Below are 16501 nucleotides of genomic sequence, written 5' to 3'. Positions count from 1 at the left end.
CAAAACGTGATTATCCCGAGATAATCGACAATTATATGAAAGGTCCTTTATTCTACTCTAAAATATTGCTCTTTGGAGAGTATGGCATCATAAAAGATTCCAAAGGGTTGTCTATCCCTTATAATTTCTATAATGGAGCATTGAAGGTAAGTGATGATTTATCTTCAGAAGCCAAAAAATCCAATGAAAGTTTAAAAAAGTTTGCGCTTTATCTTGATGAACTTCAGCAAGAACCGGATAGTTTAGTGTCTTTTGATATTGAAAAACTTACTGAAGATGTTGAAAACAGAATGTATTTCGATAGCAGTATTCCGCAAGGATACGGTGTGGGCAGTAGTGGCGCATTGGTGGCTGCCATTTACGATAAATATGCTGCCGATAAAATTACGGTGTTGGAAAACTTAACAAGGGATAAACTTTTAAAATTAAAGTCCATTTTTGGGGCCATGGAATCTTTTTTCCACGGAAAGTCCTCTGGCTTGGATCCATTAAATAGCTATTTGAGTTTGCCTATCCTTATCAACTCCAAAGACAATATAGAACCTACAGGAATCCCTTCCCAAGCGGTTGATGGAAAAGGCGCTGTGTTTTTATTGGATAGCGGTACTACCGGGGAAACGGCTCCAATGGTACAGATTTTTATGGAAAACATGAAGCAGGAAGGTTTTCGCAATATGTTGAAAGATCAATTTATAAAACATACGGACGCCTGTGTGGACGATTTTTTAAAAGGGGATGTAAAATCTTTGTTTACCAATCTAAAACATTTATCTGATACTGTTTTAACAAACTTCAAACCAATGATTCCCGCACAATTCCACAAATTGTGGAAACAAGGAATCGATACTAACGATTACTACTTAAAACTTTGCGGTTCTGGCGGTGGCGGTTATATTTTAGGGTTCACCCAAGATATTGAGCAGGCCAAAAAAGCATTGGAAGGTTACAAACTAGAGGTTGTCTATAACTTCTAAAAGTATTTTCAAAATATGTTCAACCGAGGGCAAAAACTTATCTTGTTCAAGTTCCTTAGCCTGTTTTCGGTAGTAAGAGGCTACAATGTTTTGGTAATAACTTTAGCCCAATACCTTACCTCAATTTATATTTTGGCGCCAGATACGCCTGTTAGTAAAATAATTTTCGATCCCAACTTATTCGCTATCGTTTCCGCTTCTGCCATTGCTATTGCTTCCGGGTACATTATAAATAGTTTTTACGATGTCGAGAAAGATTTGATAAATCGGCCTACAAAAACCATGTTGGATAGATTGGTGAGTCAGCGTTTTAAATTGTCTTCCTATTTTATCCTGAATTTCATTTCGGTGATTTTTGCAAGTTATGCTTCTTTTCGGGCCGTCGTATTTTTTTCACTTTATATTTTTGGGATATGGTTTTATTCCCATAAACTGAAAAAAATTGCATTTATAGGTAATTTTGTGTCCGCTACCTTAGCGATTACACCATTTTTTGCAGTATTTCTTTATTACGGTAACTTTCAACCTGTAATATTTGTACATGCTGTTTTCCTATTTCTTTTTATTCTCATTAGGGAAATGGTTAAAGACCTGGAAAATATAAAAGGTGATATCGCACAGAATTACAAAACAATTCCGGTGGTATATGGCGAGCGTACTTCAAAAATTATTATCACTTTTTTAAGTGTGCTTACTTTTCTTCCCGCCTATCTCTTGGTAACCTCCTACGAGATTGGCTTTATGTACATTTTCTTTTATGGCTGTATGCTGTTAATGTTGGTGTTTGTATTTTTCCTTTGGAAATCCAACAGGAAATTACATTATCTATTGTTGCATAACATCCTTAAGCTTATTATCGTTTCGGGGGTTTTCAGTATTCTATTGATTGATGTTGACTTGGTGTTGAATAGGATTTTGTAGGGAATTATGGGGTGTTGGATCCTGGAAAATTAAATGTTCATTGTTTTTATATTATCCCTTCAATGTGTCTTTTCGACCGCAGGGAGAAATCACATCAGGAAATGCATAATAATGGGATGCCTCTCGTTGGTCGGTATGACAACCACGTGGAAACCAAATCATCCCAATTAACCATAATACCCTTTGTTGTAATACGGCATGGCAGTTTTAATACTAGCTCGCTCTAGCAGGGTTTTTGTGGGTTGTTAACTCCTATGGTTTTATTGTGCCAAGCCGAGGTACACACAAATGATTGCAATAGTGTCAAAAAAACCATGCACAGCGATAACAAACCACAAATCGTATTTGCGCAAATAGAATATGAGAGCCAAAATCGCTCCTACAATACCCGTAACAAGTTGCCCAGTAATCCCTTGATAACTGTGCATAAAGCCAAACAAACATGAAAGAAGAAATATATTAAGCACAATACTGACTTTGCTTTCTCCAAAGAATTTAACAAACTGTCGCATAAAATAACCGCGAAAGATTATTTCTTCCCCAAATCCCGCAGTCGCCCATACCAACACCAAGGCGACTAAGCTGGCGGATAAATTCCCAGTTAATTGATTAAATGCCGAATAATCTATAGGAGCTCCCGTGAGTTTTGTAATTCCGGGAACCAAAACAAAGACATAAAATGCGAAGAGTCCTAGCGCAACCAATGGTGCGAGCAAAAAGATATTTTTAAATGTAAATTTTTCTCGCCGAATTCCAAGTGTTGAAAATGGTTTCCCTTGGTATTCTATATAACTCATTATAATAATCAGAATAGCAATGATGATATTTTCTATGTAGGGAATACGGATTGGTCCAAACCATAAAAAGCAGATGATCACAGTAGTGATTAATGGAATTATAATTTGTTTTAAACTGAGGTTGTTCATTTTTTTTCGTCTTTAAATTCAAAGCCAAGTAATGAACAAAATCTTTGAAAACCCCTTTAAATGCTGATGCTTTTACTGAGTGGTAGTAAATTTAAAACTGAATGGTCGGTGATTTTTGGTGCTTTTTACTGAAACCAATCCATAAATGCTTTGCGCCTATACCGACTGATATTGATTTCAGCAATCGCATCGTTTTCAATAACCGACTTTAACCAAATACGTAACTTGCCGTTTTCAATTTTTTCAATTTGGCCTACAGCATCTTTGTGAATAATCATTTGCCGATTGACTCTAAAAAACAATTGGTCGTTTATTTTTTCTTCGAGTTCATTCAGTGTAAAATCGGTATGAATTACGCTACCATCATTTTGTACCGTATATACAATCTTGTTTTCGCTGTAAAAGCAGGCAATATTTTCATAGGTAAGCTTTGTAGTTTTTCCGCTGCTTTCAATAGTAATTTCAGCATCTTTTATAGATAGCTTATATAAATTGTAGATATTATGTGCGTATGTCAATGCTATGAGAATAAAGCTTAAGAGTAGCGTAATTAGCAAACCAATTAATAAGTAGTAGAATTCTGTCTGTCCACCTGCAAGTATATTTATTGCTATACTTAGAGGAATATACAATAGTGTAATGTAACCTAGGTTAGAAGCCATAAACCTTAAGATTGTGACACTTTCTACCTTTTTACAGAAATGTTTCTTCTTGTAATATTTAAAATTAAGCTCTGCTATGATTCCAATGAAAATACACAACGCAATAGATGACAGAAAACCTTCTATCGGGAATCTATAGGAATCACCACCAAAAAAACTGTCTCGGGTAGCTAAATGATTCACCACTAAGGAGAAAACTATAAATAAAATAATTTTTTGTAACCAACTCCATAATGAACTACTGGTAAGTGTATGCCGTAATGTTTTTGCCGTATTTTTGGTTGGTTGTGTATTACTCATGAATTAAAAGCTCTTGCTTACTCAATCTATAATAAGTTTGCTAAGTTTTTCACCCTTCTGACTGACGTAAATTTAAACTTTTATAAATTAATATATAGCGTATTGATTTTGCTTTAGCATAAACACTGGTTTTTTAATTCCATGTGGGGTTACTAAGTGTTGGAAGTTGGAGGTTTAAAGTTGGATGCTAGAAAACCGAAGTGGTCAGTTAAGAAAGTTTGTTTTAAGCATTTTGAGGCTTCTTCTCTTGTTTTTTATTTAGACTCGTAACGAGTCTGAGGCTTACTTACGGGAGTGGGGGCTATTCCTTATAGGTTTAGTTACCATTTGTTTTTTCTAAATCAATCGATTCGATAAATTCTCTACCAACACTGTAATGAACAAATTCTTTTTTATGGAATCTACCAATAATTAATGCAGGATGTGTATTAAATTTTTTTGCAAAATTCAAAATATCATCTGATGACAACGGGGCTGCATTAATTACTTCTTTTTCTTCAACTTCACTAAAAGTCCACTTAATTGCAAATTCATCAGCTTCTTTCTCTTTATCTAAATCCTGGTCACTATAATTCACATTTTCTATTGAGATATATTTTTTTCCATGTAAAAGGATATGACCTATCTCATGAAAAAAAGTGAACCAAAACTTATCATTCGTTTTATATCGAGCGGATAATTGTATTAGTGGTGTGTCACCTAACCATCTAGTTGAGCCATGAACTGGAGCTTTAGGTAGACATGGTGTATAAAGTACGATTACACCTGCCTTAAAACAAACTTCTTGAAGCCTTTCAAAGAAATTTTCCGGATGGTCAGCCATTATTTTTTTTACTTCATTCAATGAATTTTTAAGCAATTGTGGATTGAAGGGATTTGTTGTAACTTCCTTAGCTTTCTTTTCTCCTTGTCTTAACCATGCAGAAACGGCCATTGCTTCATTTGTGTGAGCAAGTGATATTCTAAAACTGACCTTTAATTCTTGCTCAAAATAATATGAAGTCCATGCTTTATGGTCAGAAATTCCAAAGAAGTCAAATAGAGCTAGAACTTTCTCTTCTATTTTTCTTGTTTTCTCAACCCAACCTAAATTTGCCATTTTGGCATAAGGAAAACCCTTAGCCCACTCAATGGCATTTTGAATATCTTCATTTCTTTTAACCCTGGCTTTATACTCGTCATACCTTCTTTGTCGTAATAACCAGAATGATGCAGGGATCTTTAAAACGTCTTCAAATTTTACTGCCATTTCGGCTGTAATTGAACTATCTCCTTTAGTGATTGCAGTTATTGTTTTCTCAGGCTTATTGACTCTTACTGAAAACTCTTTATTTCCCATGCCTAATTCTTTTAATTTCTCAGCTAAAGTCAATCCTGGATGAGATACTGTTTCTGGTAAATATTCATTTCTATTCGTTGCCATAATTCTTCATTTTTAATGATAATCGACTATTTCAATAATTTCAACACCTTTTATTTTTAACCAAATATATTGTCCTGATTCATTTGTAGGTATTGGGTCTTCGTGTGGTTCAAAGATGAGTCTATATGGATGATCTAAGTCACACGCCCATTGACCTTTTCTATTACCTCTTAACTCATGGTAATTACCGGGTAGATATCTTACATCTTCTAATGTGCTTGCATCATATAAATCATCTAATCGCTGTTTATATAAATCAGCTCTTCTTCGACCTAACTTTTTTATTGCTTGTTTGTCATTATTGGCATATTTTTTCAATCTATTATCGTCAAATGATATATCCATGTTCAGGATAAGTTTATTTCTGTCACTTTATCTCATGCAAAGGTATGTAAAAAATAATTAACAGAAGGTGTTAGTTAAAATAATGGTTTTTTGAACAAATGCAACTATTATATAACAACAATATGCAGTTACCGTTACTCTCCAAATCTACCAAATAATCTGTTTTCTATGCCTTAAGAAGAAATAATCTATCAACCAAATATTAACATCTCGGGTTAGGTCGGCTGTTTTTTAGGTAGAAACACGTGCCGTTTAGGTTCCGAGACCCTATTTTTAGGTGCTATGACCAAAATTTTGATCGTTATGATTAAAGTTTTGACTTCCATTACTAAAGTTTTTAAGAAATAACCTAAAACTTTAAGGACACTGCCCAAAACTTTCGGTATTTAGCCTAAACTTTTAGGTGCGGAGGCTAAAAACATGGTTGTTTTACCTAAACGCTTGGCCGTGGAGGCTAAATGGTTGGTTAGCGAACCTAAAATTATAGTTGCCGAACCTAAATGGTATTTTTTACTGGGTACTGGAAGCCAGATGCCGGAGGCCAAAACTGGAAAATCAATTCCTTTTTTATTCTTACTCGTAAGTGTCACGAGCGTGACGCTCGCGCTAGCGGGGTACAATTACTTTTCAAGTTCTTCTTCTTTTGTCAAAATTTTAGACCGCAATTCATTGTTAAATTTATTAGCATCTTGACCGTGAGTTACTCGGGCATGACAGTTTGGACAAATTGCAGCAACATTCTTAGGAGAATCACTACCGCCTTTGCCTAATTCCTTAATATGATGAACTTCAAGATATGGTTGGCCATTCCTTTTGAGGAAAGGAGCGTCATTATCACAAGCCTCACAAGTCCCGTTAGCTCTTGAAAGTGCGTAAGTCTTTATAATATCCGAACGCTGAATGCTTGAAGCATTTGTTACTTTTGATTTAGGTGATTCAATTGAATTTATGTAAGCTTTTTTTCTAAATTCCGAAAACTTTATGAGTTTAGGTTCAACTTTAAACTCTTTCTCTATGTAATCATATGCTCTATCACTTGCAGTATTTAGTTTTATTGCCTGAATTAACTTTTTAGGAGTATAATCAAGTTTAATAATACTGCTATCCGTTGCAACTAAATATGGGCTACCCCAAGGTTCTCCATTTTTAGTCTTTTGTGATACTTTAACGTCCGATCTGAATCGAGTTCCCAATGGATTATCTTCTCGAAGATGTCGAGGGAATTCCACTCTGATTTCTAAGTCAAAATACTCAAGAGGTCTTACTCTTGGTCTTGAAGAACTTTTTCCTTTAATTGTCTCTAAAAGAACTCCTTCAAAACGGTCTCCAATTATTAACTCATTTTTCATTTTTGACTTTTAATTATACACAATTACTATATAACCGCAACATGCGGTTACCGCTCCTCTTCAAATCTACCAAATTATCTGTTTTCTATATCGAATAAAGAAAGAATACTATCAACGACATATTAACACTTTCACCAAAGGCGTCTGTTGTTGAAGACTAGAAGCTGGAGGACAGAAGCCAGAAGCCAGAAGACCAAAAAAATAATTTTTCCTCTTTCCCTTCTTTACTTATTTAAAACCCCCTCAATTAACCAAATCAACAAAAAAGCCCCCATGCGAACATGAGGACTTAAAACGTTGAAAAAGCTTAACCAACATCACTCTTCAACAATAATAAAATTAGATCGCCTATTTAATGAGTGTTCTTCTTCCGTACATTTTACACCGTTAGAACAGTGGTTTAGCAACCTTGTTTCCCCGAAGCCTCTGGCACCTTCAATTCTTCTAGCGTCTATTCCGCTGGCAATCAGGTAACGTTTGGTATTTTCTGCCCGGGCGTTGGAAAGTTTCATATTATAACTATCAGATCCCCTAGAATCGGTGTGCGATTCTATCATGATGGTAAGCGTTGGGAATTCCTTCATTACATACAATACTTTTTCTAACGCAATTTGTGCCTGTGGGGTAATTTCTGCTTTGTCCAATTCAAAGTAAATAGGATCAACATCTATTTTTACCTTATCCCCTTCTTTTACGGTTAAACTTTCTAAGGAAGTTAAATACACATCGTTTTCTGTAAGTGCTTCAGAATGATTTTCCGTAGTCTGCGCAATAAGGGATTTGGACGTGTAATTGGTTTTTGAAAAGTACAACTCCCGTTCGTTTTTAAAAGGAAGCTTTACCTCATAATACCCATCTTCATCGGTTTTGAAGGTTTGCGTCACCGAATCCAAAAGAATGTCCCTCACCTCAATATTGGTTTCAGGCAAAGGCTCTTTTGTTTTTGAATCGTACACATAACCCGAAAACAATTGATGCATTAGCGGGTCACGCTTTTTAAAGTAGTAAATATCGTCGTCGCCTTTACCCATGCTCCTGTTGGAAGCAAAATAACCCGTACGGTCTTTCGGATTGTAGATAAAACTGAAATCGTCCATGTTTCCGTTAAGCGTAGGCCCCATATTTAAAGGGGTTTCATAACTGGTTTTGGATATAATTTTACTTTGGAAAACATCCATTCCTCCCAGTCCGTAATGCGCATCCGAAGAGAAATACAAAGTGCTATCTGCTACAAAAGGGAACATTTCCCTTCCAGCGGTATTAATTGTCGGCCCTAAATTTACCGGCTCCCCGGTGGAGCCATCTTCATAGATTTCGGCCACATAGAGATCGGACTCTCCATAGCCGCCTGGCATATTCGAAGCGAAATATAGATATTTTCCGTCCGAAGAAATAGCGGGATGTCCACAGGAATATTTCATTCTATTAAATTCTAATGGCTCGATATTGGTAATGGTTTCCCCAGTAACATAACCCTTTAAAATTTCTAGATTGGAAACTCCGTCTTTATTGGTTTTCAATCTATTTTTACTGTTGTAATTGCTTGTAAAGTAAACGAACTTATAATCTTTACTAAAAGCGATAGTGGCATCATGAAAATTGCTTTTTTCGCTTAAGCTGAATTTTGTAGCTTCTTTAAGCTCTCCATTGCTCTTGTTTCTTTCTGAAATATAAAAATCCAGATAGGGCTGATTATTCCAGGGGTAGATTTTATCCTTAGAAACTACAGTATCCCTAGCGGAAGAAAAAATTAAGTAATCCTTAAAGTACATCGGTGCAAAATCCGACATCGGACTGTTAATTGAAGCATTTCTTATTTTATACAACGAATCTGATACCTTGACCTCGTCTAGGTGTCTCTTTTGTTTTGTAATAGCCGCTATGCGTGCATAATCTCCGGCATAATATTCTTTTATCAATTCGTTTGCTTTATCGTATTTTCTATTCGATTTAGCAGACTGTATGTATTTAATAAAAGTACTTTCTTTGATGTGCTTTTTTTCGAGATCGTACAGTTTTTCATACCATATAAAGGCGTTTTTATAGTCGTTAATATTGAAATAGCTGTCGGCCAAGCGTTCCAATTCTTCCGGTTTGAGCCTTTTATTGTTTTCTATGACTTTTTTGTACTGCTGGGCAGCTTCTTCAAAATGATAATTGGTGAATAATTCTTCGGCCTTCCACGTGCTTTTTTGTGCGAATAGGGAAGAAGAGAATAAAGCAAAGGCTATTAGAATGGTGGTTGTTTTCATCGAAGTAGTTGGTATTAGGTTAGAAGAATCTAGGTGATTTTGCTCTTTTGTTTAAATTGGGCAGAGTATATCTTAAAATGATTTCATGGGAACCATCGTTATACTTTGTGAGTTCTGTAGTAGCATAATCATAAGCATAACCTGCGTAGAAGTTATCTGTAATTTGGAAACCTAGTAAAAAACTAACGGCATCGTTAAAGCGATAGGCCATTCCAACAGTAAACTTTTCCTGCAAAAGGGCGTTTAAAGATACATCTACAGTAACGGGAGCTCCCTCGGTATATTTAACCAATGTGGTGGGTTTTAGCATAAACCCTGGGGAAATGGGAAAAACATAACCCGCCATGAGGTAAAATTGAGTAGTCTCATCTATTACCAGTTCTTCATCATCATCATAGGTTTCAGTTTTTATAAAATTCGGGGTAGATATACCTGCATACCATCGGTCGCTATAGAGATATGCCCCTGCTCCAATAATGGGCCTTACGTTGTTTATGTTGTTTGCCAAGATAGGATCTTGGGTGTCTGCATACCGACCTTCAGACCAATCTACATTTAAAATATCAATACCTGCATTCATTCCAAAAGACAGATAGGTATTATAATTAAGTTGGATGTTATAGGAGAACACCCCATTTATATCCAATTGGTTTGATGGCCCTATATTATCGTTTATTGCAGTTAGGCCAACACCAATACGATTGCCTACTTTTCCCCCTACAGTAAGCGATTGTGTGGAAGGCGCCCCATCGATCCCAACCCATTGAGATCGATGAATGAGCCCCACCTCCAAACGATTGGCGCCGGCATAACCTGAGTTTAAGGTAAGTGTATTGTACATGTACTGCGTAAATTGTGGCTGTTGCTGTGCCGTTACCGAGATGCTAAAAAAGGCACCTAGAATGGCTACGATAATTGCTTTATGTTGAGTTGAAGTTTTCATAAAAATTTTGTTATTAAGGTTACGATTGATTGCTACTGCATACATAGTGCTTAATTATTTGGCGATGTATAACCATCCCGATTTGTCTTCTCCCAATTCATCTATCTTGAGGGAATAGAAATAGACGCCGGCAGGTAATTTTTTATCCCTGCTCACAGCTCCGTTCACATTGGCAATTCCTGTCCAATCGTTTTGATACCCTTTTGTTTCATAAACTTTATTTCCGTACCTATTAAAAATTTTGAGTACGCTGTTAGGGTACTTTTCTATGCATTCAATCCGGAAATAATCGTTATGCCCGTCGTTATTGGGTGTAAATTCATTAAACACCGTTAAGCAGCTCAGTTCTATATTTACTTCCGCTTCATTGTTATCCAAGTTATCATCCATAGGTGTAGTAGCGCTAATAGTAGCAATATTGGTACGGTTGCCAGTAGGATTTACTTTTACCTTTATAGTTAAAGTGGCCGTTTCGTTGGCTGCCAACACATCAATATTCCAAACGCCGCTTCCAGAAAAGTAGGTTCCAGTAGAAAGTGTATGTTGCTGGAAGCTAAATCCGGAGGCAATAACCTCGTCTATAATAACATCTTTGAATTCTGTTTCCCCTGTATTGGAAACTGTTACGATGAACTCTATTATCTCACCAACCAAAGGAGTCATATTATCTACGGTTTTCGTGATGGTAATATCAGAAACAGGAATATTCTCTATTGTTAATTCATCCGTGGTATTGTCGGTAGCGGTTTCTCCTTGATCGTTGATTACGGTTACAATTACGTCGTAAACACCTTCTTGAAGTTCGTCTTCCGTTGGAATTTGCAATGTCCATGTGTCGTCCCCATTATCAGATAAATCGCCATCCCCTTCCGTATAAATATTTCCATCTACTTCAACTGTAAGAGTATCATTAGAGTCGGCTGTTCCTATAATTTCTGGTGTGGGGTCGTTACTAACAACTTCTACTACCGTTGGTGTGGTTGGAGGAGCATTATCACTAATTGATAAGATTGTAAGTTCGTTAGTAGTGATATCTGTTACGGTAGTTCCGCTACTCGTCATAATGGTAGCGACCACATTGTAGGTTCCAATGTCAAGAGCCCTGCTGCTAGGTATGGTGAGCCACCAAGTATCGTCGCCATTGTCAACCAAACTTCCAGCTCCTTCAGCATAAGTCATTCCATCAACCTTTACCGTAAGCTCATTTTCTGAAGAGGCTGTTCCTGTTATGGTAGGTGTTTTGTCATCCGTAACAAGTTTGTTCACTGTTGGCATGGTAAGTTCCCCGTCCAATGTAGTGTCGATAGTAAGCTCATCTATAGTGTTGTCTGTTGCGGTGTTGTTCGCATCATCGGTAGCAATAGCTACTATATCGTAAACACCATTTGGTAATTCATTTGCGTCTGGAACTTGTAATGTCCAGGTATCATCTCCATTGTCCGTTAAGTTTCCATCCCCTTCGAAATAGGTAATACCATTTACCTCCACTGTTAAGTTATCCTCGCTATCTGCAGTTCCTGTTATTATAGGAGTGGGATCTTTAGTAGTGAGTTGGTTTACCATGGGAGTGTTTGGTAAGGCAGAATCAATAGTAATTTCGTCTGTGGTGTTGTCTGCAGTTGTATTTCCCGCAGGATCCATTGCGGCGGCAACCACATCATACACATTGTCTGGAAGCGCATTTGCATTCGGGATCTGTAAGGTCCATGTGTCATCGCTATTATCGATCAATCTTCCGTCTCCTTCTAGATAGGTAACCCCATTTATCATAACGCTCAATTCATCCTCTGAATCTGCCGTTCCTGTAATGATTGGTGTCGGGTCGTTCGTTACTAGATTATTTACCGTAGGTGCCGTGGGCGATACCGTATCGATAATCAATTCATTAAGTGTGTTGTCGGTATTGGTGTTGCCAAATTTATCGGTCACTATCGCTTTAACATCATAAAATCCATCTGAAAGCATTTGATTATCTGGAATTTGAAGACTCCATGTGTCGTCTCCATTATCGGTAAGGTTACCGTCGCCTTCGATATAGCTAACTCCATTTACGGTAACAGAAAGCTCGTAGTTGGAATCTGCCGTACCCGTTATCATTGGAGTAGTATCGGCTGTGGTTAGCCAATTAACCATTGGTCTATTAGGTAAAGTATTGCTAATTGTTAATTCGTCTGTGGTGGTGTCTCTAGAAGTATTGCCGGCATTATCGGTGGCAATGGCCACTACATCGTAAACGCCATCTTGCAACTTATCGCTCTCTGGAATTTGAAGACTCCATGTATTATCCCCGTTGTCGGTAAGGTTGCCATCGACTTCTAAATATGTGATTCCATTTACCGCAACAGAAAGATCGTCTTGAGACATGGCAGTACCCGTTATCATTGGAGTGACGTCGTTTGTGTCTAAGTTGTTTACGGTTGGATTGTCTGGCAAAGACGAATTTATGGTTACTTCATCAATAGTGGCATCTTGGGCAGTATTGCCGGCTCCGTCGGTGGCCGTAACGGCAACATCGTAAGTGCCATCTGTTAATTCATTGCTATTTGGAATTTGTAGTGTCCATGTATTGTCTGTGTTATCCATTAAATTTCCATCGCCTTCAGTATAGGTTACACCATCCACTTCAATACTCAAATCATCTGCAGAATCTGCCGTTCCTGTTATTGCGGGTGTGGTATCATTGGTCATCATTTGGTTTACTGTTGGAATTACCGGTGTGGTGGTGTCTATGGTAACTTCATCTGTGGTGGTGTCGTTGTTGTTGTTTCCAAAATCATCTGTAACTTCCACTACTACATCGTAGGTGTTATCTGGTAGCACATCGCTCTCTGGAATTTGCAAAGTCCATGTATCATTTCCATTATCGGTAAGGTTGCCGTCGCCTTCGGTATAGGTTATGCCGTTTAGCGAAACGGTAAGGTTGTCTACCGAATTAGCGGTTCCCGTAATAGTTGGGGTATTATCTGAAGTAATCTGTGGATCTACGGAAGGGATATCCGGAAGAGAGGTACTAATAGAGACTTCATCTGTGGTTGTGTCGTTGGATGAATTTCCAGCGGCATCGGTAGCGGTGGCCACTACGTCATAGGTGTCGTCTGGCAGTTCGTTTCCGTTGGGGATTTGCAAAGTCCATGTACCACCTCCATTATCGGTTAAATTTCCATCTCCTTCGGTATAGGTAACGCCATTTATTTCCACGGTTAGGGCATCTTTAGAGGTAGCTGTTCCCGTAATTTCCGGAGTAGTATCGTTGGTGGCCAACGTATTTACGGTTGGGTTATTTGGAGGTATAGTATCTATTATTAATTCATTTACCGTGGCATCATTAGCGCTTATTGCACCATTTGTTAGCGTTGCTTCTACATCGTAAACACCGTCTGGAAGTTCGCTTCCCGTTGGTATTTGTAAAGTCCATGTATCATCGCCATTATCAGTTAAATTGCCATCACCTTCTGTATAAACAATTGCATTCACTTCCACAGTGAGATCATTTACCGAATCTGCCGTTCCAGTTATGGTAGGGGTGGTATCTGTGGTTGTTAGAAAATCTACGGTAGGTGTATTGGGAGCTGATGCGTTTATGGTAAGCTCGTCTGTAGTCGTATCTGTGGCGCTATTTCCTGCATCATCGGTAGCGGTGGCGACTACATCGTAAGTGCCATCCGGCAAGGTGTTTGTGTCTGGGATTTGTAGTGTCCACGTATCATCCCCATTATCTGTTAAATTCCCGTCTCCTTCGCTATAAGTTATTCCGTTTACTTCAACAGTAAGCTCATCTTCTGAAGCCGCAGTACCAGAAATACTGGGAGTATTGCTGTTGGTGGTTACGGGAACTACTGTCGGGATTTCAGGATCGGTTAGATCGATATTCAATTCGTCTGTAGTGGTATCGTTAGCCGTATTACCTGCATCGTCTGTAGCAGTAGCGACCACATCATAAATACCTTCTGTTAGCGCATCGCCATCCGGGATTTGCAAAGCCCATGTGTTGTCTCCATTATCGGTAAGGATTCCATCGCCTTCGGTATATGTGATTCCATTTACTACAATTGAAATATTATCTTCGGAAGATGCCGTCCCAGTGATTATTGGAGTGGTGTCGTTAGTGCTTTGCGCATTAACAGTTGGGATGGTTGGTGTTGTGATATCTACAGAATAAGTTAGTAAATCTGTTGCTGAAGTTTCGCAGGTTCCATTGCTGGTAGTCACCGAAACTTCCAGAGTTAAATCTTGATCGGTAACAAGTGCATTTCCCTCTACGGAAATGTTGAAAGTTAAATCGGAGGCAACCGAACCCGTATAGTCCATCCCGTTTGCAGTAAGAGTTATGGTATCGCCAGCCATGGCATCTCCTGAAACGGTTCCAGAAATAATAATTTCCAATTCGGACTCTGCCTTATTTATAATATTGTCTCCAGTAATATTTCCGTCAAAAGCTATGGAGGGATTAAGATCATTCGAAATAACGCTTACTGTAGTTTCAGCAAGATTTCCAGATGTATTTTCGCATCCTGTAGTTGTGCTGGCAATGCTTGTGTAATAATTAATAGGGGTTTCACTTGCGGTTAATCCAGTAATGCTTAGAACGCCATCTTCATTGATGTTATAAGTGGCATTGTCCTGGGTTAGACCATCAGTAATTGGGGATGCTTTATCGGGATCGAAGTACCAAGCGAAACTTCCGTCGATGGTGCTGGAAGGAGTCAATGTAATGGTACTTCCCTCGCAACTATCGTCTTCTGCCCCATAGATGGAAATATCTGCTCCCACAGGTCTGTTTATAGCGGTCACGTTCACTGCTACGCGAGCAGATTCTGTAGGACATCCCACTTTGGCAGTTGCAACGTAATAGACGGTATTTTCAGTAATTGATGGAGTGGTGAAAGTTTCTCCAGAGCCAATAGTGGTTAGTAAATTACCTTCTTCTGGAGCATCGTACCATCTTAATTCAAGGTTATTGGGATTGCTGGTAGCAATTAAAGCTGCGGTTTCTCCTGTACATACTTGTTTATTGATGGAATTGGCATTTACAATTGGGAGCGCAGGTGTTCTTGTTACTCCAAAAAGATCTAAACTTTGTCCGATTTCCACATTCAGTAAGGATGAATATCGTACCGTAATTCTATCTACCGGAACACCGGGACGAAAAGGTACTGTGGTTGGTAGGTTTTGGTTCGCCCTTATTTGAATGAGCGAAAGGATTTCTGCATTTAACAAACTGGTAAATGGAATGCTCTGTACTACTTGTCCCTTATTGCTTGCAATGATGTTTACGTTGTCGAGGGCTCCCAAGGCAACTAGTGCGGGGGAGAGCCTTAGCTTGATACTATAGCTATCGGTAGCGTTTCCGGAGCCTTCAAAATAAATGGATTGTTGAATAGACCCCAAAACACCTAAGCCTAATCTCCCTAAATTAAGTTCGGAAAAATTATTTGGATTGCTGTCTATGGCGTGTTTAGGATTTCGAACGCCGCCGCCGTCATTTATTATGGCAAGCGTTAAACCACCCCCATCATAGGAGGTGAAAGCAGGATCCCCGCATTCGGCAGGATTGGAGGTGTAATACGCCCCATAAAGTCCCAGAGATTTGGTGTTTCCCAATCCAACTAAAGATCCTAAACGATTGGTTAACCGAATACGATTGTAATTTTGACCTGGAGTAATAGCGATGTAATAGTTGCCCGCTGCATCTATTACGACTCTAAGCCGTCCACTGGAAAAATCATTATCTGTTTCAGAACGTCCTGTAAGAACGGGATTTTCGCCATTAAGCGCTTGTACGGTAAATTCTTGATTTCCTATTAAAACGATCCCAAGGACATCTGATAGTAATCCTCCCAACGTACCTCCCAATAAAGCGGGTAGAATGTTGGTTTCTGTGTCTATTTTTATATAAGAGGTGGTATTTGCTGGAACTACAGCCGGATATTGCAGTTCAATATGCCCGGAATAGGCGCCAATACCCAAGGCTAAGCCAGAACTGGCATTTATTTTTGCCTTGGTTGCTAAATTACCATCTTTGGCATTACTTGAATTTTCGGTACGATTTTCGCTAACGATGGAAGTTGCAAAAACCTTCGTTTGGGAATTAATCTTTGCGTTAAACAAAAAGATGAAAATAATCCCAAAACACAATCTTGAAGCAGTAGTAAATTTTTTCATTGGTGTATTGTTTACGTTGATTACTCGTAAATCTGGGGGACGCCAATAAATATAGGTTTATGGGGTAAATTAGGTGATGGAAATAATAGGATTATATTTAAATTGTTTCATAAAATAGTATATGAAATATAAAATTATAACTGTTTACTCACATCTAATGTAAAGTATATACGAATTTTGTTTAAGGAGGGTTTTGTTAAAAATTAGTTAAAAAGATTTTTATTCTGTGATGAATTTGCTTTTC

Annotated in this window: 11 protein-coding genes; 2 read left to right on the top strand and 9 right to left on the bottom strand. The window is 38.1% G+C overall.

What is annotated here, in order from left to right:
* The first annotated feature begins 35 nt into the window (after positions 1-35).
* Both HX109_RS04215 and HX109_RS04210 read left to right on the top strand, forming a co-directional pair.
* Positions 36-974, top strand: coding sequence for a mevalonate kinase (locus tag HX109_RS04215; protein WP_178949956.1), 939 nt, complete (start codon positions 36-38; stop codon positions 972-974).
* 15 nt (positions 975-989) lie between these two features.
* A complete protein-coding gene (locus tag HX109_RS04210; RefSeq protein ID WP_178949955.1) occupies positions 990-1895 on the top strand; it encodes a geranylgeranylglycerol-phosphate geranylgeranyltransferase in 906 nt (301 codons plus the stop codon).
* Positions 1896-2155: 260 nt separating this feature from the next.
* Here the strand turns inward: HX109_RS04210 and HX109_RS04205 are convergent, their stop codons facing one another.
* The 9 genes from HX109_RS04205 to HX109_RS04165 form a co-directional block, all read right to left on the bottom strand.
* A complete protein-coding gene (locus HX109_RS04205; protein WP_178949954.1) occupies positions 2156-2821 on the bottom strand; it encodes a CPBP family intramembrane glutamic endopeptidase in 666 nt (221 codons plus the stop codon).
* 125 nt (positions 2822-2946) lie between these two features.
* On the bottom strand, positions 2947-3783 hold the full coding sequence (locus HX109_RS04200) for a LytR/AlgR family response regulator transcription factor (RefSeq protein WP_178949953.1): 837 nt from the start codon (positions 3781-3783) through the stop codon (positions 2947-2949).
* A 316-nt stretch (positions 3784-4099) separates the two neighbouring features.
* Positions 4100-5206: an ImmA/IrrE family metallo-endopeptidase gene (locus HX109_RS04195; protein ID WP_178949952.1), complete on the bottom strand. Its 1107-nt coding sequence runs from the start codon at positions 5204-5206 to the stop codon at positions 4100-4102.
* A gap of 12 nt (positions 5207-5218) precedes the next feature.
* Positions 5219-5551: a type II toxin-antitoxin system RelE/ParE family toxin gene (locus HX109_RS04190; protein WP_178949951.1), complete on the bottom strand. Its 333-nt coding sequence runs from the start codon at positions 5549-5551 to the stop codon at positions 5219-5221.
* Between the two features lie 386 nt (positions 5552-5937).
* Positions 5938-6141, bottom strand: a complete 204-nt coding sequence (locus HX109_RS04185; RefSeq protein ID WP_178949950.1) for a hypothetical protein — start codon at positions 6139-6141, stop codon at positions 5938-5940.
* A gap of 30 nt (positions 6142-6171) precedes the next feature.
* Positions 6172-6900, bottom strand: a complete 729-nt coding sequence (locus tag HX109_RS04180) for an HNH endonuclease (protein ID WP_178949949.1) — start codon at positions 6898-6900, stop codon at positions 6172-6174.
* A gap of 317 nt (positions 6901-7217) precedes the next feature.
* Positions 7218-9152: an OmpA family protein gene (locus tag HX109_RS04175; RefSeq protein WP_178949948.1), complete on the bottom strand. Its 1935-nt coding sequence runs from the start codon at positions 9150-9152 to the stop codon at positions 7218-7220.
* Positions 9153-9171: 19 nt separating this feature from the next.
* A complete protein-coding gene (locus tag HX109_RS04170) occupies positions 9172-10095 on the bottom strand; it encodes a type IX secretion system membrane protein PorP/SprF (RefSeq protein ID WP_255462762.1) in 924 nt (307 codons plus the stop codon).
* 54 nt (positions 10096-10149) lie between these two features.
* On the bottom strand, positions 10150-16257 hold the full coding sequence (locus HX109_RS04165) for an Ig-like domain-containing protein (RefSeq protein WP_178949946.1): 6108 nt from the start codon (positions 16255-16257) through the stop codon (positions 10150-10152).
* Positions 16258-16501: the final 244 nt, after the last annotated feature.

The sequence above is a fragment of the Galbibacter sp. BG1 genome (genome assembly GCF_013391805.1).
In the GTDB taxonomy this organism is placed as follows: domain Bacteria; phylum Bacteroidota; class Bacteroidia; order Flavobacteriales; family Flavobacteriaceae; genus Galbibacter.
The sequence above is the reverse complement of the archived record's forward strand: the minus strand, read 5'-3'. Positions and strand labels throughout refer to the sequence as shown.